This window comes from Pseudomonas sp. Pse35, assembly GCF_024519715.1.
GTDB classification, from domain to species: Bacteria; Pseudomonadota; Gammaproteobacteria; order Pseudomonadales; family Pseudomonadaceae; genus Aquipseudomonas; species Aquipseudomonas paracarnis.
In genome coordinates this window covers 75,788-102,013 of sequence record NZ_JALJRP010000012.1, presented here as the reverse complement: position 1 = coordinate 102,013, position 26,226 = coordinate 75,788, and the positions used below count along the sequence as shown (strand labels likewise).

General features: G+C 60.9%; 20 protein-coding genes. 9 read left to right on the top strand and 11 right to left on the bottom strand.

The window, feature by feature from the left end; all coding sequences use genetic code 11:
* Positions 1-101: 101 nt before the first annotated feature.
* Both smc and OC445_RS13085 read right to left on the bottom strand, forming a co-directional pair.
* The gene (gene smc, locus OC445_RS13090) at positions 102-3,590 is read right to left on the bottom strand and encodes a chromosome segregation protein SMC (RefSeq protein ID WP_198791446.1); all 3,489 of its coding nucleotides are present in this window, start codon (positions 3,588-3,590) and stop codon (positions 102-104) included.
* Between the two features lie 2 nt (positions 3,591-3,592).
* Positions 3,593-4,252 carry a GntR family transcriptional regulator gene (locus tag OC445_RS13085; protein WP_034128379.1) on the bottom strand — a complete coding sequence of 220 codons (660 nt, stop codon included), beginning with the start codon at positions 4,250-4,252 and terminating at the stop codon, positions 3,593-3,595.
* Positions 4,253-4,532: 280 nt separating this feature from the next.
* On the opposite strand from OC445_RS13085, the gene xdhA reads away from it, so the two are divergent.
* The 4 genes from xdhA to guaD all read left to right on the top strand — a co-directional run bounded on the left by xdhA (position 4,533) and on the right by guaD (position 10,622).
* Complete coding sequence (xdhA, locus tag OC445_RS13080) at positions 4,533-5,981, top strand: xanthine dehydrogenase small subunit (RefSeq protein WP_054898613.1); 1,449 nt, start codon at positions 4,533-4,535, stop codon at positions 5,979-5,981.
* The gene (gene xdhB / locus OC445_RS13075; RefSeq protein WP_198791445.1) at positions 5,974-8,400 is read left to right on the top strand and encodes a xanthine dehydrogenase molybdopterin binding subunit; all 2,427 of its coding nucleotides are present in this window, start codon (positions 5,974-5,976) and stop codon (positions 8,398-8,400) included. The genes xdhA and xdhB overlap by 8 nt, the downstream gene beginning before the upstream one ends.
* Before the next feature lie 65 nt (positions 8,401-8,465).
* A complete protein-coding gene (gene xdhC / locus OC445_RS13070; RefSeq protein WP_198791444.1) occupies positions 8,466-9,305 on the top strand; it encodes a xanthine dehydrogenase accessory protein XdhC in 840 nt (279 codons plus the stop codon).
* Between the two features lie 12 nt (positions 9,306-9,317).
* Positions 9,318-10,622, top strand: a complete 1,305-nt coding sequence (gene guaD, locus OC445_RS13065; RefSeq protein ID WP_198791443.1) for a guanine deaminase — start codon at positions 9,318-9,320, stop codon at positions 10,620-10,622.
* A gap of 155 nt (positions 10,623-10,777) precedes the next feature.
* Here guaD and OC445_RS13060 read toward each other — a convergent pair whose 3' ends face one another.
* A complete protein-coding gene (locus OC445_RS13060; RefSeq protein WP_014719469.1) occupies positions 10,778-11,542 on the bottom strand; it encodes a GntR family transcriptional regulator in 765 nt (254 codons plus the stop codon).
* Positions 11,543-11,764: 222 nt separating this feature from the next.
* Here OC445_RS13060 and OC445_RS13055 point away from each other — a divergent pair, with 222 nt between their 5' ends.
* Positions 11,765-12,955 (top strand): benzoate/H(+) symporter BenE family transporter, encoded by a 1,191-nt coding sequence (locus OC445_RS13055; RefSeq protein WP_019820510.1) that lies wholly within the window; start codon positions 11,765-11,767, stop codon positions 12,953-12,955.
* Positions 12,956-12,992: 37 nt separating this feature from the next.
* Here OC445_RS13055 and OC445_RS13050 read toward each other — a convergent pair whose 3' ends face one another.
* On the bottom strand, positions 12,993-13,337 hold the full coding sequence (locus OC445_RS13050; RefSeq protein WP_003193255.1) for a YggL family protein: 345 nt from the start codon (positions 13,335-13,337) through the stop codon (positions 12,993-12,995).
* A 236-nt stretch (positions 13,338-13,573) separates the two neighbouring features.
* Here OC445_RS13050 and dacB point away from each other — a divergent pair, with 236 nt between their 5' ends.
* Entirely contained in the window at positions 13,574-15,034 is a 1,461-nt protein-coding gene (gene dacB / locus OC445_RS13045; protein ID WP_034128373.1) for a D-alanyl-D-alanine carboxypeptidase/D-alanyl-D-alanine-endopeptidase, read from the top strand.
* A 120-nt stretch (positions 15,035-15,154) separates the two neighbouring features.
* Here the strand turns inward: dacB and OC445_RS13040 are convergent, their stop codons facing one another.
* Together OC445_RS13040 and rlmKL are read right to left on the bottom strand one after the other, a co-directional pair.
* Positions 15,155-17,539: a GGDEF domain-containing protein gene (locus OC445_RS13040; protein WP_198791442.1), complete on the bottom strand. Its 2,385-nt coding sequence runs from the start codon at positions 17,537-17,539 to the stop codon at positions 15,155-15,157.
* Between the two features lie 226 nt (positions 17,540-17,765).
* Positions 17,766-20,030 carry a bifunctional 23S rRNA (guanine(2069)-N(7))-methyltransferase RlmK/23S rRNA (guanine(2445)-N(2))-methyltransferase RlmL gene (rlmKL, locus tag OC445_RS13035; protein ID WP_198791441.1) on the bottom strand — a complete coding sequence of 755 codons (2,265 nt, stop codon included), beginning with the start codon at positions 20,028-20,030 and terminating at the stop codon, positions 17,766-17,768.
* Positions 20,031-20,562: 532 nt separating this feature from the next.
* On the opposite strand from rlmKL, the gene rmf reads away from it, so the two are divergent.
* Positions 20,563-20,778 (top strand): ribosome modulation factor, encoded by a 216-nt coding sequence (gene rmf / locus OC445_RS13030; RefSeq protein ID WP_002553055.1) that lies wholly within the window; start codon positions 20,563-20,565, stop codon positions 20,776-20,778.
* A gap of 127 nt (positions 20,779-20,905) precedes the next feature.
* Here the strand turns inward: rmf and OC445_RS13025 are convergent, their stop codons facing one another.
* The 5 genes from OC445_RS13025 to OC445_RS13005 form a co-directional block, all read right to left on the bottom strand.
* Complete coding sequence (locus OC445_RS13025) at positions 20,906-21,925, bottom strand: quinone-dependent dihydroorotate dehydrogenase (protein WP_034128370.1); 1,020 nt, start codon at positions 21,923-21,925, stop codon at positions 20,906-20,908.
* Between the two features lie 85 nt (positions 21,926-22,010).
* The gene (locus OC445_RS13020; protein WP_054897185.1) at positions 22,011-22,478 is read right to left on the bottom strand and encodes a transglycosylase SLT domain-containing protein; all 468 of its coding nucleotides are present in this window, start codon (positions 22,476-22,478) and stop codon (positions 22,011-22,013) included.
* Complete coding sequence (locus tag OC445_RS13015) at positions 22,465-22,854, bottom strand: winged helix-turn-helix domain-containing protein (protein WP_054897216.1); 390 nt, start codon at positions 22,852-22,854, stop codon at positions 22,465-22,467. Before OC445_RS13015 ends, OC445_RS13020 begins: the two co-directional genes overlap by 14 nt.
* A 164-nt stretch (positions 22,855-23,018) precedes the next feature.
* Positions 23,019-23,234 (bottom strand): FliM/FliN family flagellar motor switch protein, encoded by a 216-nt coding sequence (locus tag OC445_RS13010; protein ID WP_054897186.1) that lies wholly within the window; start codon positions 23,232-23,234, stop codon positions 23,019-23,021.
* Positions 23,235-23,248: 14 nt separating this feature from the next.
* Entirely contained in the window at positions 23,249-24,169 is a 921-nt protein-coding gene (locus OC445_RS13005; RefSeq protein ID WP_262020174.1) for a secretin N-terminal domain-containing protein, read from the bottom strand.
* A 246-nt stretch (positions 24,170-24,415) separates the two neighbouring features.
* Here OC445_RS13005 and OC445_RS13000 point away from each other — a divergent pair, with 246 nt between their 5' ends.
* Both OC445_RS13000 and OC445_RS12995 read left to right on the top strand, forming a co-directional pair.
* Positions 24,416-25,615: a CmpA/NrtA family ABC transporter substrate-binding protein gene (locus OC445_RS13000; protein ID WP_198791440.1), complete on the top strand. Its 1,200-nt coding sequence runs from the start codon at positions 24,416-24,418 to the stop codon at positions 25,613-25,615.
* 13 nt (positions 25,616-25,628) lie between these two features.
* The gene (locus tag OC445_RS12995; protein ID WP_003193274.1) at positions 25,629-26,204 is read left to right on the top strand and encodes an ANTAR domain-containing response regulator; all 576 of its coding nucleotides are present in this window, start codon (positions 25,629-25,631) and stop codon (positions 26,202-26,204) included.
* Positions 26,205-26,226: the final 22 nt, after the last annotated feature.

The window sequence follows — 26,226 nt, the reverse complement described above, 5'->3', positions numbered from 1 at the left end:
CCGTCTGTCAAAATGCCTTGAACAAATATGTCCATTTGCCACTTTCCCCAGACCGGTAAATCGCCCTACAGCGTGCTGTAAATTCTCTCTCCCGGCGTGGCTCAGGATTCCACCATCGCCATCGCCTCTTCCACATCCACCGCTACCAATCGCGAACATCCAGGCTCATGCATCGTCACCCCCATCAACTGGTCGGCCATTTCCATGGCGATCTTGTTGTGGGTGATATAGATGAACTGCACGGTCTGGGACATCTCTTTGACCAACCGAGCGTAGCGTCCAACGTTAGCGTCATCCAGCGGCGCGTCAACTTCGTCGAGCATGCAGAACGGCGCCGGGTTCAACTTGAAGATGGCAAATACCAGGGCCAATGCGGTCAGGGCTTTTTCGCCGCCAGACAATAAATGGATGGTGCTGTTCTTCTTGCCCGGAGGCCGCGCCATGATCGTTACCCCTGTATCGAGTAGATCTTCGCCCGTCAGTTCCAAGTAGGCGCTGCCACCACCGAAAACTTTTGGGAATAACGCCTGTAAACCGCCATTAATCTGATCAAAGGTATCTTTGAAGCGGTTGCGGGTTTCCTTGTCGATCTTGCGGATCACGTTTTCCAGGGTGTCCAGGGCTTCAACCAGATCGGCGTCCTGGGCATCCAGATAACGTTTACGCTCGGACTGCTGCTGGTACTCATCGATAGCGGCGAGGTTGATCGCGCCCAGGCGTTGAATACGTGCGGCAATCCGTTCAAGTTCTTCTTCGGCGTCTTTCTCGTTGGCCTGGGCGGTCAGGGTGTTGAGCACGCCGTGCAGGTCATAGCCGTCTTCCAGCAATTGGTCTTGCAAGGTCTTGCGGCGCACGGTGAGGGCTTGCCATTCCATACGCTGTTGTTCGAGCTGGCCGCGGATCAACTGCGATTGCTGCTCGGCCATGGTGCGACGCTTTTCGGCGTCGCGCAGTTCACGGTCGGCGTCTTCCAGGGCGATCTGGGCGGTCTTGAGTTCGACATCGACGGTCATGCGCTTGTCGAGCAATTCCTCAAGCTTGAGGCGCAGCTCTTCCAGCGGCGCCTCGCCCTCCTCCAGGTTGAGGCTCAGTTGCTCGCGCTTTTCGGTCAGGCGTTCGGACTGCATCTCCAGGCGCTCAAGGGCCTGGCGCGTGGAATCATGCTGGGCGCGCAACGAGCCCAGGCGTACGGCCAACTGATGGGCGTGGTCCTTGTGCTGCCGGGCTTCCTGGCGCACGCGGTCAAGGCGCTCGCGCAGGCTGTCGCGCTGGGCCAGCAGCAACTCGCGCTGTTCGGTGTCCAGGGCCATGCTGTCGAGGGCCTCCTGCAAGTGCAGGCGCGCTTCACCGATCTGTTCATGTTCCAGGGCGCGCTGTTCGCCCATCTCGGCCACTTCTTCGTCAAGACGGGTGCGGCGCAGGGTCAATTGCTCGACCTTGGCTCTGCTCGCGGAAAGTTGGGCTTTCAACTCGCCTTGCTGGCGCGCTTCGTCCTGCAACAGCCGACGCAGGTGTTCGCGGCCGGTTTCCTGCTGGCGCTGGGTAGCGCGCAGGGTTTGCAGTTCGGTTTCCAGGCTTTCCAGTGTGGCTTCGCGTTCTTCACGCTCGGCGCTCAGGTTGACGATTTCCTGGCCACGGGCCAATACGCCACTTTCCGCCTCACTGGCGCGGCGCACGCGCAGGAAGTGGCGGCCGACCCAATAACCATCGCGGCTGATCAAGCTTTCGCCGGTCGCCAATTGGCCGCGTTGGGCCAAGGCTTGCTCAAGGGTCTCCACGGGCCTGACCTGGCCCAGCCATGGCGACAGATCCATCGCCGCCTCGACCTTGTCCAGCAAGCTGCCCGGCACCCGTGCACCCTCGGGCGCCGGGCTGAGCAGGCGCAAATCGCCCTGGGCAAACCCGACCAGGTCGAAACCCGCAAAATCATCCACCAGCACCGCTTGCAGATCGGCACCCAGCACGGTTTCCACCGCCAGTTCCCAGCCGGCTTCGACTTTCAAGCCTTCAGCCAGGCGCGGGCGCTCGGCCAAATGCTGGTCGCGCAGCCATTCGGCGGTGCCGGTGCCTGGGTCGAGCGCGGCCTGCTGCAAGGCTTCCAACGAAGCCAACCGACCATTGAGCCGCTGCAAGTCGCCCTGGGCTTGCTGCTGCGCCTGGGTCGCGGTGTGCAATTGCTGGCGCAGTTGCTCCAGGCGCTCCACTTGCTGTTCTTCGCTGGCCTCCAGCTCTTCCAGGGTCATTTCGCTTTCGGCCAGCTGTTCGCTCAGCGCCATGATCGCCGCGTCTTCCGGATCGGCAGCGAGCAATACGCGCTCCTCCTGCAACCGACGCTGGCGCTCGGCCAGGCGTTCCATGCTGGTTTCCAACTGCTGGATGCGCGACTGCTGCACCTCGGCCTGGCGGCGTGGCTCGGCGGATCGCAGATTGAAGGCGTCCCACTGTTCCTGCCAGCCGTGCATGGTGGCTTCGGATTCTTCCAGGGCGGCGGCGGCTTCTTCGGCGGCGGCGCTGGTGATTTCCTGCTCGGGGGTGAGCATGTCCAGCTCTTCGCCCAGGGTCAGCAGCAAGGTACGGTCATGGCCCAGGTGCGACTCGGTCTCCAGGCGTGCGCGCTCGGCTTCCTTCAAGTCATCCTGCAACTGGCGCAAACGCTGCTGGCCGTGCTGGATACTCTGCTCGACCCGGGCAATGTCACCGCCCACCGAATAGAAGCGGCCTTGCACCAGATTGAAGCGTTCGGACAACTCATGGTGACCGTCACGCAGGCGCTCAATGCTGGCGTCGGCATTACGCTGCTCGGCCACCAATGCTTCAAAACTGACTTCCTGGGTGCCAATAATCGCTTCGCGCTGGCCCACCTGGTCATTCAATGCTTGCCAGCGCAGCGCCGACAATTGCGCCTTGAGCTGGCGCTCTTCACCCTTGTATTCCTGATACTTCTCGGCGGCCTGGGCCTGGCGGTGCAGGCGTTCGAGCTGGCGCTCCAACTCTTCGCGCAGGTCGGTGAGGCGGGCGAGGTTTTCATGGGTGCGGCGAATACGGTTTTCGGTCTCGCGGCGGCGCTCCTTGTACTTGGAGATACCAGCCGCTTCTTCGATAAAGTTACGCAGGTCTTCGGGCTTGGCCTCGATCAGCTTGGAGATCATGCCCTGCTCGATGATCGAGTAGCTGCGCGGGCCCAGGCCAGTGCCAAGGAAGATATCGGTGATATCGCGACGGCGACACTTGGTTCCGTTGAGGAAGTAACTGTTCTGGCTGTCGCGGGTGACTTTACGACGGATGGAAATTTCCGCGTAGGCTGCGTACTCGCCGATCAGGGTGCCGTCGGAATTATCGAATACCAGTTCGATACTGGCCTGGCTCACCGGCTTGCGGCTGGTGGAGCCGTTGAAGATGACGTCGGTCATCGACTCGCCGCGCAGGTTTTTCGCCGAGCTCTCGCCCATCACCCAGCGCACGGCGTCGATGATGTTCGACTTGCCGCAGCCATTGGGCCCCACCACCGCCGCCATGTTGCTGGGGAAGTTGACGGTGGTCGGGTCGACGAAGGATTTGAACCCCGCCAACTTGATGCACTTGAGCCGCACGCTTAAGCGTCCGCCAAGGCTGCGATGACCAGCGAACTGCTGCGCTGGCAATAGGCTGTGAGCACCAGGCGAATCTGCACCAGATCACGGGCCAGTACTGCGGCGAGCAATTGCTCGAACAGCGCCAGGAACTCGCTCATGGACGCCTTGCGCTGATCCAGCGCCAAGTAATAGGCGCGGTTCATCGCCGGTTGCAGGTTTTCGACGGTTTCCTGCAAGTACGGGTTGTTGGCGAAGGGGTACGCGGCGCGCATCACATTGAAGCTTTCTTCGACGAAGGCGCGGATGTCCTCGCGCTCCAGGCTCAGCTGCAGGCGTTGCTGGATCTGCAGGAACGGAGCCATGTCGGCCTGGGTCTGCCAGCCTTCGGCAACCGCATTGCCGAGCAGGATGTACATCTCGCCCATCAACGTACACAGGCTCTGCACCTTGTGCGCGGTGAGTTCGGTGACGTGGGCGCCACGGCGCGGCAGGATCGCAATCAGATGGCGGCGCTCAAGGATCAGCAAAGCTTCGCGCACGGAACCACGGCTGACGTTGAGCGCCAGCGTGACTTTCTGTTCCTGGATTCGCTCCCCAGGCATGAGATCGCCGCGAATGATACGTTCGGCGAGGTGGTGAGCAATTTGCTCGGCGAGACTGTCCGGCGCCTTGAACGTCATGTTTTCCCTTCGAAATCTGCTATCGGTACAAGCGCGGCAGTGTAGCGCATTGGCCCGCTGATGGCGCTACGCCCACCTTGGCGAATTTGGCACGAAATAAGCAACGTTGAAAGCCTGTAAGCCGCCAAAAACGCCGGTTCCAGAAGACTGGACCATAATTGAAAGTGTTGTGATCGTATTTTCTTGACCCTTAGGTCAGAAAACCATTGACCGAAAAGTCAGACATGACTAGATTCGGCGCAAAGCGGTTAACAACAATAATGAGTCTGCGAGGCCTTCCGTGATCCAGTTTTTACTTAACCAGGAACTCCGTAGCGAGCACGCCCTGGACCCCAACCTGACCGTGCTCAATTATCTGCGCGAGCATGTGGGCAAATCCGGTACCAAGGAAGGTTGCGCCAGCGGCGACTGTGGCGCGTGCACCGTGGTGGTCGGCGAGTTGCACACCGACGAGCAAGGCGTCGAGCAGATTCGTTATCGCAGCCTCAATTCCTGCCTGACGTTCGTGTCGTCACTGCACGGCAAACAACTGATCAGCGTCGAAGACCTCAAGCACCAGGGCCAACTGCACAGCGTGCAACAGGCCATGGTCGAGTGCCACGGTTCGCAGTGCGGCTTTTGTACCCCAGGTTTTGTGATGTCGCTGTTTGCCCTGCAAAAGAACAGCGATGCACCCGACAGCCAGAAAGCCCATGAAGCCCTGGCCGGCAACCTGTGTCGTTGCACCGGATATCGCCCGATCCTCGCCGCCGCCGAACAGGCCTGCTGCAACAAACCCCAGGATCAATTCGACAGCCGCCAGGCTGAAACCATCGCCAGCCTCAAAGCCATCGCGCCGACGCAAACCGGTGAACTCAACAGCGGTGACAAGCGCTGCCTGGTGCCACTGACCGTCGCCGACCTGGCCGACCTCTATGACGCCTACCCGCAAGCCCGCCTGCTGGCCGGCGGCACTGACCTGGCGCTGGAGGTCACCCAGTTCCACCGCACCCTGCCGGTGATGATCTACGTCGGCAACATTGAAGCCATGAAGCGCATCGAGCAGTTCGACGACCGCCTGGAAATCGGCGCGGCCACCGCCCTCTCCGACTGCTACGCCGCGCTGCACCACGAATACCCGGACTTCGGCGAACTGCTGCAGCGCTTCGCCTCCCTGCAAATTCGTAACCAGGGCACCCTGGGCGGCAATATCGGCAACGCTTCGCCGATTGGTGATTCGCCGCCGCTGCTGATTGCCCTGGGCGCGCAGATCGTACTGTGCAAAGGCAACACCCGCCGCACCCTGGCGCTGGAAGACTATTTCATCGACTACCGCGTCACTGCGCGCCAGGACAGCGAGTTCATCGAGACCATCATCGTGCCCAAGGGCCACACGCTGTTCCGGGCCTACAAGGTGTCCAAGCGCCTGGACGACGATATTTCCGCGGTTTGCGCAGCGTTCAACCTGAACATCGACAACGGTGTGATCAGCGCGGCTCGCGTTGCCTTCGGAGGCATGGCCGCCACACCAAAACGCGCAAAAAATTGCGAGGCCGCGTTGGTGGGCGCCATCTGGAACTTGGCCACGGTCGAGAAAGCCTGCGCCGCCCTGGCACAGGACTTCACCCCACTCTCGGACTTCCGCGCCAGCAAGGAATATCGCCTGCTCAGCGCGCAAAACCTGCTGCGCAAATACTTCATCGAACTGCAAACGCCGCACATCGAGACTCGGGTGACCGCTTATGTCTAACCATCACGCCGTGGTAAAAACCGAGGCTGAACTTGCCGCACTCTTTGCCCAGGACCTCACCACCGGGGTAGGTCGCAGCGTCAAGCATGACAGCGCCGCCAAGCACGTCAGCGGTGAAGCGCAGTACATCGACGACCGCCTGGAATTTCCCAACCAGTTGCACCTGTATGCGCGCATGTCCGACCGCGCCCATGCCCGGATCATCAGCATCGACACCGCGCCCTGCTACGCCTTCGACGGCGTACGCATTGCCATCACCCATGAAGACGTACCGGGACTGAAAGACATTGGCCCGTTGATGCCCGGCGACCCGCTGCTGGCCATCGACACCGTGCAGTTCGTGGGCCAGGTGGTACTGGCCGTGGCCGCCCGCGACCTGGAGACCGCACGCAAGGCGGCGATGGCGGCGGTGATCGAATATGAAGACCTGGAACCGGTACTGGATGTGGTCGAGGCGTTTCGCAACAAGCACTTCGTGCTCGACAGCCACACCCACCAGCGCGGCGATTCGGCCACTGCGCTGGCAAGCGCCAAGCACCGTATCCAGGGCACCTTGCATATCGGTGGCCAGGAACACTTTTATCTGGAAACCCAGATCTCTTCGGTGATGCCCACCGAAGACGGCGGCATGATCGTCTACTGTTCCACGCAAAACCCCACCGAAGTGCAGAAGCTGGTGGCCGAAGTGCTGGATGTGTCGATGAACAAGATCGTGGTCGACATGCGCCGCATGGGTGGTGGCTTTGGCGGCAAGGAAACCCAGGCCGCCAGCCCGGCGTGCCTGTGCGCCGTGGTGGCGCGCCTCACTGGCCAGCCGACCAAGATGCGCCTGCCACGGGTCGAAGACATGCTGATGACCGGCAAGCGTCACCCCTTCTATATCGAATACGACGTGGGGTTTGACGACAACGGCCGACTGCACGGCATCAACCTGGAACTGGCGGGTAACTGCGGTTGTTCGCCGGACCTGTCCAACTCGATTGTCGACCGCGCCATGTTCCACGCCGACAACTCATATTACCTGGGCGACGCCACGGTCAATGGCCATCGCTGCAAGACCAACACTGCCTCCAACACGGCCTATCGCGGCTTCGGCGGCCCCCAAGGCATGGTCGCCATCGAAGAGGTAATGGACGCCATCGCGCGCCATCTGGGCCAAGACCCGCTGGCGGTGCGCAAGGCCAACTACTACGGCAAGACCGAGCGCAACGTCACCCACTACTACCAGACCGTCGAGCACAACATGCTCGAAGAAATGACCGCCGAACTGGAAGCCAGCAGCCAATATGCCGAGCGCCGCGAAGCAATCCGCCTGTACAACGCCCACAGCCCGATCCTAAAAAAAGGCCTGGCGCTGACCCCGGTGAAATTCGGTATTTCGTTCACCGCCAGCTTCCTCAACCAGGCCGGCGCGCTGATCCATATCTACACCGATGGCAGCATCCACCTGAACCACGGCGGCACCGAGATGGGCCAGGGCTTGAATACCAAGGTCGCGCAAGTCGTGGCCGAGGTATTCCAGGTCGAAATCGACCGCGTCCAGATCACCGCCACCAACACCGACAAGGTACCCAACACCTCGCCCACCGCTGCCTCCAGCGGCGCCGACCTGAACGGCAAGGCCGCGCAGAATGCGGCCGAAACCATCAAGCAGCGCCTGGTGGAGTTTGCGGCGCGCAAGTACGACGCAAGCGAGGCGGACGTGGAGTTTCGCAACGGCCATGTGCGCGTGCGCGAGCAGATCCTGAGCTTCGAGGCGTTGATCCAGCAGGCGTATTTCGCCCAGGTATCGCTCTCCAGCACAGGTTTCTACAAAACCCCGAAAATTTTCTACGACCGCAGCCAGTCACGCGGGAGACCGTTCTACTACTACGCCTTCGGGGCGGCTTGCTGCGAAGTGATCGTCGACACTCTGACCGGTGAATACAAGATGCTACGCACCGACATCCTGCATGACGTCGGCGCTTCGCTGAACCCGGCCATCGACATCGGCCAGGTGGAAGGCGGCTTCATCCAGGGCATGGGCTGGCTGACCATGGAAGAGCTGGTGTGGAACAACAAGGGCAAGCTGATGACCAACGGCCCGGCCAGCTACAAGATCCCGGCCGTGGCCGACATGCCGCTGGACCTGCGGGTGAAGCTGGTAGAGAACCGCAAGAACCCGGAGGACACGGTGTTCCATTCCAAGGCCGTGGGCGAGCCGCCGTTCATGCTCGGGATTGCTTCGTGGTGTGCGATCAAGGATGCGGTAGCGAGCTTGGCTGACTATCGCCAGCAGCCCAGGATCGATGCGCCGGCCACGCCCGAGCGGGTGTTGTGGGGGTGTGAACAGATGCGGCAGTTGCGGGCGCTAAAGGCTGTTGATCGTTCCCACGCTCCGCGTGGGAATGCCGCCCTGGACGCTGTGCGTCCGCTCTAGTGACGCTGAGCGTCACGGTATGCATTCCCACGCGGAGCGTGGGAACGATCTGACTGGAGGTAGACATGGACAACTGGATCAGCGCCCTCGCCACCCTGCAAAACCAGGGCGAACCCTGCGTGCTCGTCACCATCATCGAAGAACTCGGCTCAACCCCGCGCAACGCCGGTTCCAAAATGGTCATCAGCGCCGCGCAAGCCTTCGACACCATCGGCGGCGGGCACCTGGAATACAAGGCGATGCAGATCGCCCGGGACATGCTGGTGCGCGGCCAGCAGAACACCCATCTGGAGCGCTTCAGCCTCGGCGCCAGCCTGGGCCAGTGCTGCGGCGGCGTGACCGTGCTGCTGTTCGAACCCATGGGCCAGGCGCAAGCGCACATCGCCGTGTTTGGCGCCGGCCACGTCGGCCGTGCGTTGGTACCATTGCTGGCGAGTCTGCCCTGCCGGGTGCGCTGGATCGATTCCCGCGAGCAGGAATTCCCGCAGCACATCCCCGAAGGCGTGCGTAAAATTGTCAGCGAAGAGCCGGTCGACGAAATTGCCGACCTGCCTGCAGGCAGCTACTGCATCGTCATGACCCACAACCACGCGCTGGACCTGGAACTGACCGCCGCCCTGCTCAAGCGCAACGACTTCGCCTACTTCGGCCTGATCGGCTCGAAAACCAAGCGGGTCAAATTCGAACACCGCCTGCGTGATCGCGGCTTTGACGCCGCGCAGTTGCAACGCATGCGTTGCCCCATGGGCCTCCCCGAGGTCAAGGGCAAGCTTCCGATGGAGATCGCCATCTCCATCGCCGGTGAAATCATCGCCACCTATAACGCCAATTTCGGCCAGCATCTTGCCGGCGCCGAACCTATTGCCAAACTGCTGCCGGCTTCGCGCCGCAGCCACGCTATCTGAATTGAGACGATCATGCCTTTGACTCGCAAAGCCTACCGTGCCGCCATCCTGCACAGCATCGCCGACCCTGCCATCGTGGGGATCGAAGCCTCTTATGAATATTTCGAGGACGGCCTGCTGGTGATCGACAACGGCCAGATCAGTGCCCTCGGGCACGCCTGCGACCTGCTGCCGAGCCTGCCCGCCGATATCGACATCACCCATTACCAGGACGCGCTGATCACCCCTGGCTTGATCGACACCCATATCCACCTGCCGCAGACCGGTATGGTCGGCGCCTATGGCGAGCAGTTGCTGGACTGGCTCAACACCTACACCTTCCCCTGTGAAAGTCAGTTTGCCGACAAGGCTCACGCCGAAGAAGTCGCCGATATCTTCATCAAGGAACTGCTGCGCAACGGCACCACCACAGCGCTGGTGTTCGGCAGCGTGCACCCGCAATCGGTGAATGCATTCTTTGAAGCGGCCGAGAAACTCGACCTGCGCATGATCGCCGGCAAGGTGATGATGGACCGCAACGCGCCGGACTACCTCACCGACACCGCCGAATCCGGCTACCAGGAAAGCAAGGCGCTGATCGAGCGCTGGCACGGCAAGGGGCGCCTGCATTACGCGGTGACGCCACGCTTCGCCCCTACGAGCACGCCGGAGCAACTGACGCTGGCCGGTCAGCTGCTGGGCGAGTACCCGGATTTGTACATGCAGACCCACATCAGCGAGAACAAGCAGGAAATCGAGTGGGTCAATGAGCTGTTCCCGGAGCGCAACGGCTACCTGGATGTCTACGACCACTACAAGCTGCTCGGCGAGCGCTCGGTGTTTGCCCACGGCGTACACCTGTGCGACGACGAATGCGCACGGCTGGCAGAGACCGGCTCGGCGGTGGCGTTCTGCCCGACTTCGAACTTCTTCCTCGGTAGTGGGTTGTTCAACCTGCCGATGGCCGAGAAACACAACTTGAACGTGGGCCTGGGCACCGACGTGGGCGGCGGCACCAGCTTCTCGCTGCTGCAAACCCTGAACGAAGCCTACAAGGTCATGCAACTGCAAGGTGCGCGGCTGAGCCCGTTCAAGTCGCTGTACCTGGCGACCCTGGGCGGCGCTCGAGCGCTGCGCCTGGAAGACAAGATCGGCACGTTGCAACCAGGCACCGATGCAGACTTCCTGGTGTTGGATTACAACGCCACGCCGCTGCTGAGCTACCGCCTGAAACAGGCCAATAACATTGCCGAGACGTTGTTTGTGCTGATGACGTTGGGGGATGACCGGACGGTGTTGCAGACCTATGCAGCCGGGCAGCTCGTTCACCAGCGCTGATCTCAGAGCCCCCCCACAAAACCAATGTGGGAGGGGCTTGTGTGGGAGCCGGGCTTGCCCGCGATGCAGGCACCGCGGTATGTCAGTTACACCGCGGTGATGCTATCGCAGGCAAGCCAGCTCCCACACAAGCCTGCTCCCACATTTGATTGGGTTTACAACTTTACAGACGAGCGCCCAGGTTTTTTAGTCTGTAAAAGATGCGAAAACACCGCATGCAAATCATCCGACGCACTCTCTTCATCGAGGTTGAGCTTGCTGTCGATGTGATCCATGTGATGCATCATCAAGTTCACCGCCAACGTCGCATCCCGGGCTTCGATCGCGTCGATCAACTGGGTGTGCTCATCGTAGGAACAGTGCGAGCGGTTGCCGCTTTCGTACTGGGCGATGATCAATGACGTCTGAGAAACCAGGCTGCGCTGGAAGCTGATCAGCGGCGCGTTCTTCGCGGCTTCGGCCAGCTTCAAGTGGAACTCGCCAGAGAGACGGATACCGGCGCCACGGTCACCGCGCGAGAAGCTGTCTCGCTCGTCGTTGACCATCTGGCGCAACTCGGCCAACTGCTCGGCCGTGGCGTGCTGCACCGCCAATTCTGTGATCGCCCGCTCCACCAGGCGCCGGGCCATGAACACCTGGCGTGCTTCTTCGACGCTTGGGCTGGCAACCACCGCACCGCGATTGGGCCGCAGCAGTACCACGCTTTCATGGGCCAGGCGCGACAGCGCGCGGCGAATGATGGTGCGGCTCACGCCGAAGATCTCGCCCAGTGCCTCTTCACTCAATTTGGTTCCGGGCGCCAGGCGTTGTTCAAGGATCGCCTCGAAGATATGCGCATAGACGATATCGTCCTGGGTTCCGCTGCGACCGGCCTTGCCGGCTCGCGGTTGTTTCTTGAGAGGTTGCAACTGTTCGTTCATGGGCACTCGGGTTTGAGAACGGCGAATTAACGGTAATACGGCAACAGCGTGTCGCTGGCAAGTATCACCTAAAAACAGCGCACATTGTACACAACCCACTGCGCCAACACACTGTACGGCTGTTTGCGGGCTCGGCTGTATTGCAATGACTCGTTACGTTTGAGTTTAGGCTTGAATCAGAGCCGCCAGCGGCAAATTCCCGGCAATAAGGAACACCTCTCCATGACCGACGCCACCCAAGCGCCCTTGCGCCCGCTGGCCGACACTTCTGCGTCGGCCGTCGTCGCCGGCTTTATCGCCATGATGACCGGCTACACCAGCTCCCTGGTGCTGATGTTCCAGGCCGGCCAGGCCGCCGGCTTGACCACGGCGCAGATTTCTTCGTGGATCTGGGCGATTTCCATCGGCATGGCGGTGTGCAGCATCGGCCTGTCCCTGCGCTATCGCACACCGATCACCATCGCCTGGTCCACCCCTGGCGCGGCGCTGCTGATCACCAGCCTGGGCGGCGTGAGCTATGGCGAGGCCATCGGTGCCTACATCACCTGCGCGGTACTGGTGACGCTCTGCGGGTTGACCGGCAGCTTTGAGAAACTGGTCAAGCGGATTCCGGCGTCACTGGCGGCGGCGTTGCTGGCGGGGATCCTGTTCAAGATCGGCAGCGAGATTTTCGTCGCCGCCCAGCATCGTACCGGGCTGGTGCTGGGGATGTTCTTCACCTACCTGATCATCAAGCGCCTGTCGCCGCGTTATGCCGTGCTGGCCGCCTTGCTCATCGGTACCGCCTTGTCAGGGCTGATGGGGCTGCTGGATTTCAGCGGTTTTCATCTGGAGGTGGCGACGCCTGTTTGGACGACGCCGCACTTCTCGCTGGCGGCGACCATCAGCATCGGCATTCCGCTGTTCGTGGTGGCCATGACCTCGCAGAACATGCCCGGCGTAGCCGTGCTGCGAGCCGACGGCTACACCGTGCCGGCGTCGCCGTTGATCACTACCACTGGCCTGGCGTCATTGGTGCTGGCACCGTTCGGCTCCCACGGCATCAACCTGGCGGCGATCAGCGCCGCGATCTGCACCGGGCCGCACGCCCATGAAGACCGCAACAAGCGCTACACCGCTGCGGTGTGGTGTGGGGTGTTCTATGGGATTGCCGGGGTATTCGGCGCCACGCTGGCAGCATTGTTCGCAGCCCTGCCCAAGGAACTGGTGCTGTCGATTGCGGCGTTGGCGTTGTTTGGCTCGATCATCAATGGCTTGAGCATCGCCATGAATGAGCCGAAGGAACGGGAAGCGGCGCTGATTACCTTTATGGTCACGGCGTCAGGCTTGACGTTGTTTTCCATCGGGTCGGCGTTCTGGGGGATTGTGGCGGGGGTGTTGACGCTGCTGATTCTGAATTGGCGCAAGGCATAAAAAAACGGCGACCCTCAGGTCGCCGTTTTTTTCAGTATCACTTAGCCGCGTTGATCGGCTTTTCCGGATACCACACGTCCAGCAACGGGCTGACTTCAGCCTTGGTCAGCTCGGAACGGGTTTTCAGCCAGGCTTCGACCGCAGCACGCTGCTCTTCGGAGACCGAGCCACGCTTTTGCAGGCAAACCAGACCGTAGTCATCGCCGCCGACATAGCCCAGGCCATTGGCTTCCATGGCTTCTTTGATGAATGCTTCGAGGAAAGCGTCGATAGCTTCTTCACTCAGGCCTTCGTTGAAGTCCAGGTTCAGTTCGAAACCCAGCTCTTGAAATTCATCAACGCACAGTTTTTTGCGCAGACGCTGGGAACGGTTAGTCGCCATTGGAACAATCCTCATAAGTATTAACGGGCGGCACTTTAGCAGTTTAAGGCGGCAATTGCCCGACTCTCTGGGACCGACGGGCAAATGCGCGCAAAAAAACCGCAATTAGCGGCTATCGTTCAGCTACAAGCAGCGCCAGCTTGGGGCATAATGCCGACACTTTCGTGACCAATGAGGGATTTTCTTCCGTACCCCTCGCCTTTTTCACCCTCCTCAGCAGTAGGGTTTTATTTCTTATGATCAAATCTTTGCGTTCAGTGTTACTTGCCAGTGTTGTCTTGCCCCTGGCCTTTTCCGTTTCCGCTGCTCCCGTCAATAACACCCTGCCACCCAGCGTTGCGCAGGCCTTGCAGAAGGCCAAGCTGCAAAATACCGCGCTGTCCCTGGTGATGCTGCCCCTGAACGGCCCTGGTACCCCTACGGTTTTCAACGCCGACGTCTCGGTGAACCCGGCTTCCACCATGAAGCTGGTCACCACTTACGCGGCCCTGGAAATGCTCGGCCCCAACCATCAGTGGAAGACCGAGTTCTACACCGATGGCACCCTCAGCGGCGGCGTATTGCGTGGCAACCTGTACCTCAAGGGCGGCGGCGACCCCAAGCTGAACATGGAAAAGCTCTGGCTGCTGATGCGCGACCTGCGCGCCAATGGCGTTCAGCAAGTCACCGGCGACCTGGTGCTGGACCGTAACTTCTTCAACCAGCCGCAATTACCCGAGTTCAACGACGACGGCAACGATGAGAACAAGCCGTTTCTGGTCAAGCCCGACGCCTTGCTGGTCAACCTAAAGGCCCTGCGCTTCGTGACCCGCAATGATTCGGGGCGGGTGATCGTATCGGTCGAGCCGCCGATTGCCAGCATTCGCATCGACAACCAGGTGAAAGTCACCAACGCCAAGCAGTGCACCGGTGACGTGCGCTACAGCCCGGTGACCGCCGCCGACGGCAGCGTGACCGTGACCGTCAGCGGCCAACTGGGTGATGGCTGCAGCTCGCAGACTTACCTGTCGCTGCTCGACCACGCCACCTACACCGCAGGCGCCGTGCGGGCGATCTGGAAAGAGTTGGGCGGTACCATCCAGGGCCGTGATATCCAGGCACCGGTGCCCAAGGATGCCAAGGTGCTGGCGCGCGCCTTCTCGCCGGACCTGGCGGAGATCATCCGTGACATCAACAAATACAGTAACAACACCATGGCCCAGCAGTTGTTCCTGAGCCTGGGTGCACAGTTTCGCAACGATGCCGATGGCGACGATGCCAAGGCCGCGCAACGCGTCGTGCGCCAGTGGCTGGCCAAGAAAGGCATCACCGCGCCGCACCTGGTGATGGAAAACGGCTCCGGCCTGTCCCGCGCCGAACGGGTCAGCGCCCGGGAGATGGCGGCCATGCTGCAAGCGGCGTGGAAAAGCCCTTATGCAGCAGAGTACATCAGCTCGATGCCGATCGCCGGCACCGACGGCACCATGCGTAAACGCCTGAAAACCACCGCCTTGCGCGGCGAAGCCCACGTAAAGACCGGCACCTTGAACACCGTACGCGCCATTGCCGGTTACAGCCGCGACAACAATGGCAATACCTGGGCGGTGGTGGCGATTCTCAACGACTCCAAGCCTTGGGGAGCCTCGTCGGTGTTGGATCAGGTGCTGCTAGACCTGTATCGCCAGCCGAAGGCCGTTGCGGCCGCGCCGGTCCTCTAAGCACCCCTCTGATCGTTCCCACGCTCTGCGTGGGAATGCTTTTTTGGACGCTCTGCGTCCGCGCTCAAGGCGTGACGCGGAGCGTCTTAGGATGGATTCCCACGCGGAGCGTGGGAACGATCATTCAAGCATCAGGGCTTCCTCGACCCGATCCCTGCCCGCCTGCTTGGCCACATACACCGCCGAATCAGCGCGCAGCAGCAACCCATCGATGCCTTCGTCAACCCGCCAACTGGCCACGCCGAAGCTGGCGGTGACCACTCCCACCGGTTCCATCGCCGCATCGCGCAACGACTGCCACAACTGTATCGCCAGGCTGTAGGCCTGAGCGCCATCGGTGTTGGGGCACAGCACCACGAACTCTTCCCCGCCGATCCGGCAAAACACATCGGTGCGGCGCAAGCGTTGGCCGATACGCTTGCACAACTCCTGCAACACGCTGTCGCCCACGGCATGGCCGTGCTGATCGTTGATGCGCTTGAAGTGGTCGATATCGAGCATGATCAACGACAGCGCGCCAGATATACGGTTGAGCCGAAGCATTTCGCCCTTGAGACGATCCTGGAAATAGCGCCGGTTATAGATCCCTGTCAGGGAGTCGGTGATGGACAGCGCGCGCAGTTCTTCCTCGACCCGTTTGAGATCAGAAATATCCGATACATAACCGTGCCAAAGCGTACCGCCTCCCGGCAACTCTTCCGGCGTCGCTTCGCCGCGAATCCAGCGCAGGCCTCGCTGGGGTAATTGCACGCGGTACTCTTCTCGCCAATGGCTCATTTGCAACGCAGAAAGGCGTATCGACGCACGCACTCGCTCCAGATCCAAAGGGTGAATGCGCTCCAGGACCGTGCGCGCATCCTTCTGCAGCATGCCCAGCTCGATTTCATAGATATCGCGCATGCCTTCGCTGGCATAGATGAAACGCCCGTTGTCCTGGGGCTCCAGGGTGAACTGGAAGATGCCACCAGGCACATGGGCGCTGAGTTTTTTCAGCAGGCGGTCGCGGACGGCAAGGGCCTCATAGGCGCGCTTTTGCTCGGTGACATCCAGGTAAATCGCCAAGTGCCCGACCCATAGGCCATGGTCATCCAAGAGCACGGTCGGCAACATGTTGACCGTCAACTGGCTGCCATCCTTGCGCACCAGCGTCCACTCACGTCCTTCATGTTGACTGTCTGGGCTCTCCACCAGCATCGCCTGACTCGCTGGAATGCGCTTGCCCAGCGCCCTGCTCAACGGCTCGGCGCGGGCGTCAAGTTCCACGGCCACATGCAGACGGTCCAAGGTCATATGCCCAAGCACCTCCTCGGCCTTGAAGCCCAACATCTGTTCGGCACCGGCATTGAAGGTGTTGATCACACCGCGCAGGTCAGTGGCAATGATCGCCACTTGAGTCGCCGCATTCAACACGCTGCGCAGTTGCCCATGGGCGCCACGCAACTCCTGCTCACGGGCACGCAATTGAACGGTGCGTTGCTCCACCAATTTCAGTGCGCGCTGGCGCTGGCTGACCAACATGTAAAGCAGCGCACTGAGCAAGGCGCTGAGCAACACACCCATCGCCAGAATGGCGTGCATCGAAGAATGGTTGGCCCTGTCGAACACTTCGCTGGCGCTCAGGCTAAGAGCGTAGACATGATCGCCCAGGGAGAGGCGGCGTGCAGCCGTCAAGCCACTGCTGCCCAACGCGTTACTGGACGCATATAACACCCGTTGCTGGGTGTCGGAGGTGTCTACGATCTGCATCACCAGGTTGTCACGGTTGGGCCTGGGCAACCCCTCGGCCACCAGCTGGCGCATGCTGATCACCGCCATCACAAAACCATAAGGCTCGGCCCCCGCGACTTTGCTCACGGGCGCCACCAATAACACGCCTGCCGCATAAGCGGGCTCCACCCCCACCAATTGCATGGGCTGTGACACCGCCAACTGGCCGCTTTGTTGTGCACGCTCCAGCGCTGCACGGCGCAGGGGCTGCGCCAGCAAATCAAAGCCCAGCGGCGAGCCCAGCAAACTTTGCGTCTGGCTGTACAGCACCGGTACGTATTCATCGCGCTCGGCCGCTGGCGCCAATTCACCGGAGGTATTCAGTTCGCGGATACTGAAGGGAATGCCACGCTGGCGAGAAATGTCCTGTTCAAACAGGCTGCGCTGCGTGCGAAATATCCGTGGTGCCCAGGCATAAGCACGGGCATGCAACAACAGCGGTTTGGCGAAACCGTCGAACTCGGTGCGGGACACCTCGCCGGAATTGACGAAGAAACGCTGCAGGCTACCCAGGCGTTGTTCCTGGTCTTCAAAACGTTCCTGGATGCGGCTGTAGCGCTCGTTGACCAGCAACTGGAACCGCTGGCGCACCTGTTGCTGATACAGGTCGGACGCCGCCCACGCGACGACCACCGTCAGCGCGCTACCAACCACTAACACCACCAATGCCACCAGCCAAGCCGATGCCTGCTCACTGATAAAACCAAGGATTTTCGGGCGAACGACTTGCATCGGCATAGGCAACACTCACAGCGCCAGTGTGCGGGGGTGTCACTTTGGCTAGGGCTTAAGTTATAGCCATCGGTCATGGGTTTGACCAGCGCAAAACCGTCAACTGGCTTATTGTGGCGAGGGAGTTTGCTCCCGCTCGGGTGCGAAGCGCCCGCAAGTTTCCGGGGGGCCGCTGCGCAGCCCAGCGGGAGCAAGCTCCCTCGCCACAGAAGCTCGCTCCTACAGGGAAAAATCAGCGTGCGGTGATTTTCCAGGCGCGGTGGATCTTGGCATTGCGCGCAAAATCCGGGTCGATGGTCTTGTCGCTGATCTCCTCGACCGCATAGCGTTCGCTGAGGTTGTCTTCCAGCTGGAACTTGCGGAAGTTGTTGGAGAAGTACAGCACGCCACCCGGCGCCAGGCGCGCCATGGCCAGGTCGAGCAACTGCACATGGTCACGCTGCACGTCGAAGATGCCTTCCATGCGCTTGGAGTTGGAGAAGGTCGGCGGGTCGATGAAAATCATGTCGAATTCATCGCGGCTCGCTTCCAGCCACGCCATCACGTCACCCTGTTCCAGGCGGTTCTTGTCGGAGAAGCCGTTGAGGGAGAAATTGCGACGCGCCCAGTCCAGGTAGGTCTTGGACAGGTCGACGCTGGTGGTGCTGCGCGCGCCGCCCTTGGCAGCATGCACACTGGCTGTGGCGGTGTAGCAATACAGATTGAGGAAGCGCTTGCCCGCCGCTTCCTTCTGGATGCGCATGCGCATCGGGCGATGGTCGAGGAACAGGCCGGTGTCCAGGTAATCGGTGAGGTTGACCAGCAACTTAACGCCGCCTTCACTGACCTCGGTGAATTTACCTTGGGCACTCTGACGCTCGTATTGCTTGGTGCCGCTCTGACGCTCACGACGCTTGACCACCACACGGCTCTTGTCGACGTTCAGTGCCTGGGGAATTGCCGCCAGGGCATCGAACATGCGGGCCGAGGCTTTTTCCGGGTCGATGGATTTAGGCGCGGCGTATTCCTGTACGTGCACCCAATCGTGGTACAGGTCGATGGCCATGGAGTATTCAGGCATGTCGGCGTCATACACACGGTAGCAATCCACCCCTTCGCGCTTGGCCCATTTGCCCAACAGCTTGAGGTTCTTCTGCAGGCGGTTGGCGAACATCTGCCCGCCTTCGCTCAAGCGCGCCTGTTCCACCACGGGGGCCGGGGCGGGCTTGATCGGGTTGCCGTTCTTGTTGTACTGACGCTCTGCCGGCTCGCTCGGGGCCTGGTCGTAGGCCGCTTGCTCACGTTCGGCCTGGCGCTGTTCAGGAGTGCGGCGCTCGCCCGTGACGAACTGATCCGGGTTGACCTTGATCAGCAGCAACTTGCACGGCAATGCGCCGTTCCAGAACGAATACTGTTTGTGGCTACGGATACCCATGCGCTTGCCCAGGTCCGGCGCGCCGGTAAACACCGCCGCTTCCCAGCCCATGCAGGCCTGGCGCAGGCGCTCGCCGAGGTTCTGGTAGAGGTACAACAGGCTGGCTTCATCACCCAGGCGCTCGCCGTAAGGTGGGTTGCAGATGACCAGGCCTTTCTGGTTCTGGTCCGGGCGCGGCTCGAAAGTACCGACTTCGCCTTGGTACACCTTGATCCAATGGCTCAGCCCGGCGCGCTCGATGTTATTGCGAGCAGGCTGGATCAAGCGTGGGTCGGCTTCATAGCCACGCACCCACAACGGCGACTTGTTCATGCCGATAGCGGCGCGCTCAGTGGCTTCTGCGTGCAGTTTTTTCCACAGCGCCGGGACGTGGCCCAGCCAGGTGGTGAACCCCCACAGTTCACGATTGAGGTTGGGGGCCATGTCGGCGGCGATCATCGCGCCCTCGACCAGAAAGGTACCCACACCGCACATCGGGTCTGTCAGCGCGCCGCCTTCGGCCGCAATACGCGGCCAGCCGGCGCGGATCAGGATCGCCGCCGCCAGGTTTTCCTTCAGCGGTGCCGCGCCCTGCTGCAGACGGTAGCCGCGCTGGTGCAGGCTGTGGCCGGAAAGGTCCAGGGACAGGATGGCTTCGCCACGGTCCAGGCGCAGGTGAATGCGCAGGTCAGGGTTGATCTTGTCGATGGACGGACGTTCGCCGGTCGGGGTGCGCAGTTTGTCGACGATCGCATCCTTGACCTTCAGCGCGCCGAAGTGGGTGTTGTCGATGCCCGAGCCGTGCCCGCTGAACTCCACCGCAAGGGTACCGTCGGGGACCATGTGGTCAGCCCATTCGATGTCCAGCACGCCGTGGTAAAGATCTTCGGCGTCCTTCATCGGGAAGCGTTTGAGCACCAGCAACACACGGTTGGCCAGGCGCGACCAGAGGCACAGGCGGTAGGCGGTTTCCATGTCGGCCATGCCGCGCACGGCCGAGGTGTGCTCGCGGGCTTCCTCAAGGCCAAGCCCGACGGCTTCCTCGATCAGCAGGCCTTCGAGGCCCTTGGGGCAGGTGAGGAAGAGTTCAAAACGGTCCGACATGGGGCATTCCAGGCTTTTCAGCAATAAGTGAACAGGCGACGCATCGCCGGTTCGATTTTCAATCAAGCACTTTTCTCGAAGAGTGCTCGCGTGGCACGAATGTGCCGTTCCACCCCGTCTGACGGGCCCTTGAGCCTTTATTGGCGAGGCAGAAGAAGAATGTTGTGCAATAAAAAGAAATATTCCGACCCTTCGTCGAATAATAACCGACTGCAACAGGCGGTCATTCTCACCAAGGGATTAAACCTTTCCTCTGTGCAGGGCACATCATAGCTGGCTTTGCCCTATAAAAGGGGCGAATAACCATCCCAGCTTATGGCTATAGCATCGTTATCGTTACGTGCTTATGACAAAACGATCATTGAATACATGTGACCTATTGGTTAGAACTCAACACAGGTTGGCGCCGTAACGGTGCCGACACATCGGCTCGCCACGCCGGCAGCGAGCCCACCAACGGCAGAAAAACTCTGCCCGGCCTTGGACAAGGCCGAAGGATATCTAGACAGTCAACAAGTGAGGGAAACACCCTATGAGAAGACTTAAGCGTGATCCGTTGGAAAGAGCATTTTTACGCGGATATCAATATGGCGTTCATGGAAAATCCCGTGAGCTTTGCCCATTTACTCTACCGTCGGTACGCCAAGCCTGGATCAACGGCTGGCGAGAAGGACGCGGCGACAACTGGGACGGTATGACTGGCACTGCGGGCATCCACAGACTCAACGAACTTCACGCCGTCGGCTAATCAGGGGCACTTTATTCCGACACACATCTCTGAACGAGTAACGACTTAACCACGCGCGCCCCATCCGGGCGGCGGGCTTCGGCCCAGGGGCTCCTTTATGGAGCCCTTTTTATTGCCCAGCAGATTGTCAGCGCAAGGCAGCGATGGCATCCACCGACTGGCGAATCAATGCCGGGCCTTTGTAGATGAAGCCGGAGTACAACTGCACCAGGCTGGCGCCGGCCGCGATCTTCTCAGCCGCGTGTTTGCCTTCGGTGATACCGCCCACCGCGATGATCGGCAAACGCCCGGCCAACTCGGCCGCCAGCACCTTGACGATATGGGTGCTCTTGTCACGCACTGGCGCGCCCGACAGGCCGCCCGCCTCGTCACCATGGGCCAGGCCCTCGACACCCATGCGGCTGAGGGTGGTATTGGTTGCAATCACCGCGTCCATCCCTGAATCCACCAGGGCCTGGGCCACCAGGACGGTTTCTTCATCGCTCATGTCCGGCGCGATCTTGATGGCCAGCGGCACACGCTTGCCATGACGCACGGCCAGGTCTTCCTGGCGCTGACGCAAGGCTTCGAGCAGTTGCTTGAGGGAATCGCCAAATTGCAGGCTGCGCAGGCCCGGAGTGTTGGGCGAGCTGACGTTGACGGTGACATAGCTGGCGTGGGCGTAGACCTTGTCCAGGCATATCAGGTAGTCATCCACCGCACGTTCCACAGGGGTGTCAAAGTTCTTGCCGATGTTGATACCCAGGATGCCGGTGTATTTCGCCGCCTGAACCCGCGACAGCAGATGGTCGACGCCGAGGTTATTGAAGCCCATGCGATTAATGATCGCCTCCGCTTCCGGCAGGCGGAAAATGCGGGGCTTGGGGTTGCCCGGTTGCGGCCGTGGGGTCACGGTGCCGATTTCGACAAAGCCGAAACCCAACTGCGCAAACCCGTCGATGGCGGCGCCGTTCTTGTCCAGGCCGGCTGCCAGCCCGACCGGGTTGGGGAAGTCGAGCCCCATCACCGACACCGGCATTTTCGCCGGTGCCTTGCATACCAGGCCATTGAGCCCCAGGCGGCCACCAGCACCGATCAGGTCCAGGGACAGATCGTGGGAGGTTTCCGGGGAGAGTTTGAACAACAGCTGGCGGGCCAGGTTATACATGGGCGGGCTAGACTCGGATGGCGGTAAAAGGTGGCGGTGATTATAGCCGCGGCGGTGGGTTGCATGCGAGGCATGACACTCGATCTCATTGACGCTGCGCCATCAAGGCCTCATAGCGCACCCAGATCCTCTCGGCGTAGCGCAGGCGTAATGCCTCACGCTGAGGGCCGGGGCCGGGCCCAACGTTGTAAGCGCCCACTGCCGTCCAGTTGTAGCCAAAACGCTGTATAAAATCGGCAAGAATCGAGGCGCCTACTTCCACCGACAGGCAAGGTTCGTTCAACAACCGCTCTTCGGTAATACCCTGCTTGAGCAAACGAGGCAGGTGAATGCTGTTTATCTGCATCAAGCCAATATCCCGTGTGCCGTTTCGGTTGCTGTAGTTCATCGCTTGCGCACGGGAACCCGACTCGACTGAGGCGATAGCCTGCAGTAACTCTGGCTCGAGATCGTAGCGGCTGGCCGCCTCTTCCCAGCAATAGGCCCATGCCGGGTTACAGCCCATCAGCACACTGAACAACAGGCCTCTGCCCCCGACCCTAACTTTTAACATTACTGGCCTGACCACAGACGGCGCACAGGTGCAGGACAGCCCTCGGTTGATCACCCACCCGTACCGGGCATGTAAAGCGATAGCCCTTGCCATAAATAGTCTTGATAAAGCCTTTGTCGGCCCTCAAGTGCTTGCGCAGGGAATAAATACAACGCGTAAGTGACTCATCGGCTACCTCGCCCCGAGGCCAGGCCAGTTCCAGCAAGCGGTCCTTGGTCATCAGTGCGCCACCGGAGGCCAGCAGCAACCTCAGCACCTGCCCCTCCTTGGGAGGCAGCTGTATATCCGCATCCGCGCCTATCAAACGACCATCGCCGTGCAAGGTCCAGCGAGCGAAGACCAGGGATGCCGCCGCTTCTTGCGTCACGACGGCCATACGCACCTCTGTATCGACTACTGACATTCAAATCCTTACTGTGTGAACCGGCTCACCTGCCATTGGCACGACTATAAAAACCGCCCCGCAGACTCGCGTTAGGAAAAAACCCATTCAATGGTTTTTTTTGGGCCGCTGCCGGTCAGACAAATCGCTTGCACCCCTTATCGCGACAGCCACTCCTGGAAAGTCTCCTGCAACTCAACCCCTAGCCGGTCCTCCAACTGCACCAACTCACCTAACGCCATCAGTTGTCCATTGACCCGCACCTCCACACATCGTGTGACGCCTGGGTCCAAGGGCAGCACCTTTCCCGGCGCGAACGCGGCCAAACGCTTGCGGCTGATCAATCGCTCCTGCAGCAGTATTTCCAGGTGCATGGACAAATGCCTTTTCAGGGGGAAAACTCGCGCTCCGTCCGTAGGAACGCACGTTGCACACGCTCATATTGCGCGGCGGTCAACTGAGGTGGCCCGACCTGCGGGTCGCCACCACCGGCATGCGCCTGCCCTGGCAAGGTTTCACTCAGCACCTGGGCCACATCCAGCTCGGCCAGCAGTTTCTCGATAACTTTCACCTGGGCAGGCGAGCCCTTGATCAACACACTGTTGGTATCCGGATAGGCCAGCAACGCAAGGCGGCCGTCGGCCAACCGGACCCTCTGCGCCTGGGATAGCCGGGCATGGATCATCGAGAGCATGCCTGGTACCCGGCCCCTGTTGGTACCCACGCCGTGCGGGTGATCTTCCACCGGGAAATTGATCACTTGCACCACGCCAAATGCAGGCGGGCGCTCTGGCGCCTTGCGAGGGGGCAGATCCATCAGTTGCGTCAGCCGCAATATATGATCGACATAGCTGGGAGGCCCGGACACGTAGAACATGCGCGCCCCGTTTGCGCGCAGCGGATAACGCGGCTCATCCAGCCCTGCACGTCGCATGATGCCACGCAGCCTGTCGACACTAATATGTTGCAGCGCCACCGCCGAGCTTCTCGCTTCGTCGGCAGCGTAGACGTGCAACACTTGGCCATCGCTGTGCCAGATCAAGCCTTCGCGCGCGGCGAGCGTTTCAATGACCTGTTGCGGCGCCGCAAAATCGAACGCTCCGCTCACCTGCCTACTAGCCACGGCACGGCTGGTCACCACGGGCATGCCCAATGACACAGACAACGCAGCAAAGAAAGCCGGCAGCCCCTCATCCTGTGCCTGGTACACCTCGCCACAGGCGGTGCGACTGCCCAGCAACAGCGCGGCGCACAGCAGCACGCTGTACAGCCAGCGGCAATTGAGGGTTGCGAGGAAATCAGCGTGCACCGTGGGAATGCCTGGCGGTCTGGCCTGAGGAAGCGGCCATACTGCGAGGCGCACGAGGTTCAATCATGATGGAAAGTTGACGGCCAGTTGCACCGGCCCACCCATGGCATGTGCCTTGCTATGCACTCTGTATCAGGCTCGCACCAACGGCGGCACGGGCCTACGGACAAAGGCGTCGTTTCCCTGCAATGGCCTGTAACGCCAGCCTGGGAAACGGCGCTTTTTTTTCAGAAAAGGCAGGTATTGATGAACGATCCGCTGGCTTGGGTACACGGCAGCGATGCCCCGGAAAAGAGCAGCCTGGACCTTGGGTTCATGGCCCTGACCGATTGCGCCTCGTTGGTGGTCGCCGCCACCCAGGGCTTCGCCCAACCTTACGGCCTCACACTCAACCTCAAGCGCCAGGCGTCCTGGGCCAACCTGCGCGATAAGCTGGTCAGCGGTGAACTGGACGCCGCCCACAGTCTCTACGGGCTGATCTATGCCGTACACCTGGGCATCGGCGGCGTCGCCGCCAGCCCCATGGCAGTGCTGATGGGGCTGAACCAGAATGGCCAGGGCATCAACCTGTCCCACGGCCTGCAACAGCAAGGGGTGATCACTCCTGAGGCGTTGAAAGGCCATGCGCACCAAAGCCGGACAAAACTGACCTTCGCTCAGACGTTTCCCACCGGCACCCACGCCATGTGGTTGTATTACTGGCTGGCGAGCCAAGGCATTCATCCATTGCAGGATGTGAACAGTGTGGTGGTGCCGCCGCCGCAAATGGTGGCGCACCTGCAAGCCGGACGCATCGACGGACTTTGCGTAGGTGAACCCTGGTGCGCCAGCGCAGTGCAACAGAACCAGGGCTTTACCCTGGCGACCAGCCAGGCAATCTGGCCGGACCACCCGGAAAAAGTCCTGGGCTGCACCCAAGCCTTCGCTGACGCGTACCCCAATACCGCACGCGTGCTGGTCATGGCGATTCTCGAGGCCAGCCGGTTTATCGAACAGAGCCGTGAAAACCGCCGCTCTACCGCCCAGTTGCTCAGTGCCAGTGAATACCTCGACGCACCTGTGGGCTGCATCGAACCGCGCCTGCTGGGGCACTATGACGATGGCCTGGGCAACCACTGGCAGGATCCCCATGCACTGCGCTTTTTCGCCGACGGCGAGGTGAACCTGCCTTACCTCAGCGATGGCATGTGGTTCATGACCCAGTTCCGGCGCTGGGGCTTGCTGCGGGAAGACCCTGACTACCTGGGCGTTGCCCGGCAAGTTCAGCAATTGGCACTGTATCGCCAGGCTGCCGAGGCGCTGGGCATTAACGCAGGCAACTCGGACATGCGCCGCAGCCAGTTGCTCGACGGCAAGACCTGGGACGGCAGCGACCCCGCTGGCTACGCCCGCAGCTTCCACCTGCATGCCCTGGCCGATGATGCCAATCGCCAAGCGCTGCGCTGACAGGAGCCCGACGATGCTGCGAATCCTGTTGATCAACGACACCCCGCGCAAGGTCGGGCGCCTCAAGGCCGCATTGACCGAGGCCGGCTTCGAGGTGATCGATGAGTCCGGCTTGACCATCGACCTGCCCGCACGCGTCGAAACAGTGCGTCCTGATGTGATCCTGATCGATACCGAGTCACCCGGGCGCGATGTGATGGAGCAAGTGGTGCTGGTCAGCCGCGATCAGCCACGGCCCATCGTGATGTTCACCGACGAGCACGACCCGAATGTAATGCGCCAGGCCATCAAGTCTGGCGTCAGTGCCTATATCGTCGAAGGTATCCAGGCCCAGCGCCTGCAACCGATCCTCGATGTGGCCATGGCGCGCTTCGAGAGTGACCAGGCCCTGCGCGCCCAGCTTCATGCCCGCGACCAGCAACTGGCCGAACGCAAGCGCATCGAGTTGGCCAAGGGCCTGCTGATGAAGATGAAGAGCTGCAACGAGGAAGAGGCCTACACCCTGATGCGCCGCCAGGCCATGAGCCGTCAACAGAAACTGATCCAGGTGGCGGAGCAGATTATTGCCATGAGCGAGTTGCTCGGCTGATCTGGCTCAGCTCTTGCTAAAG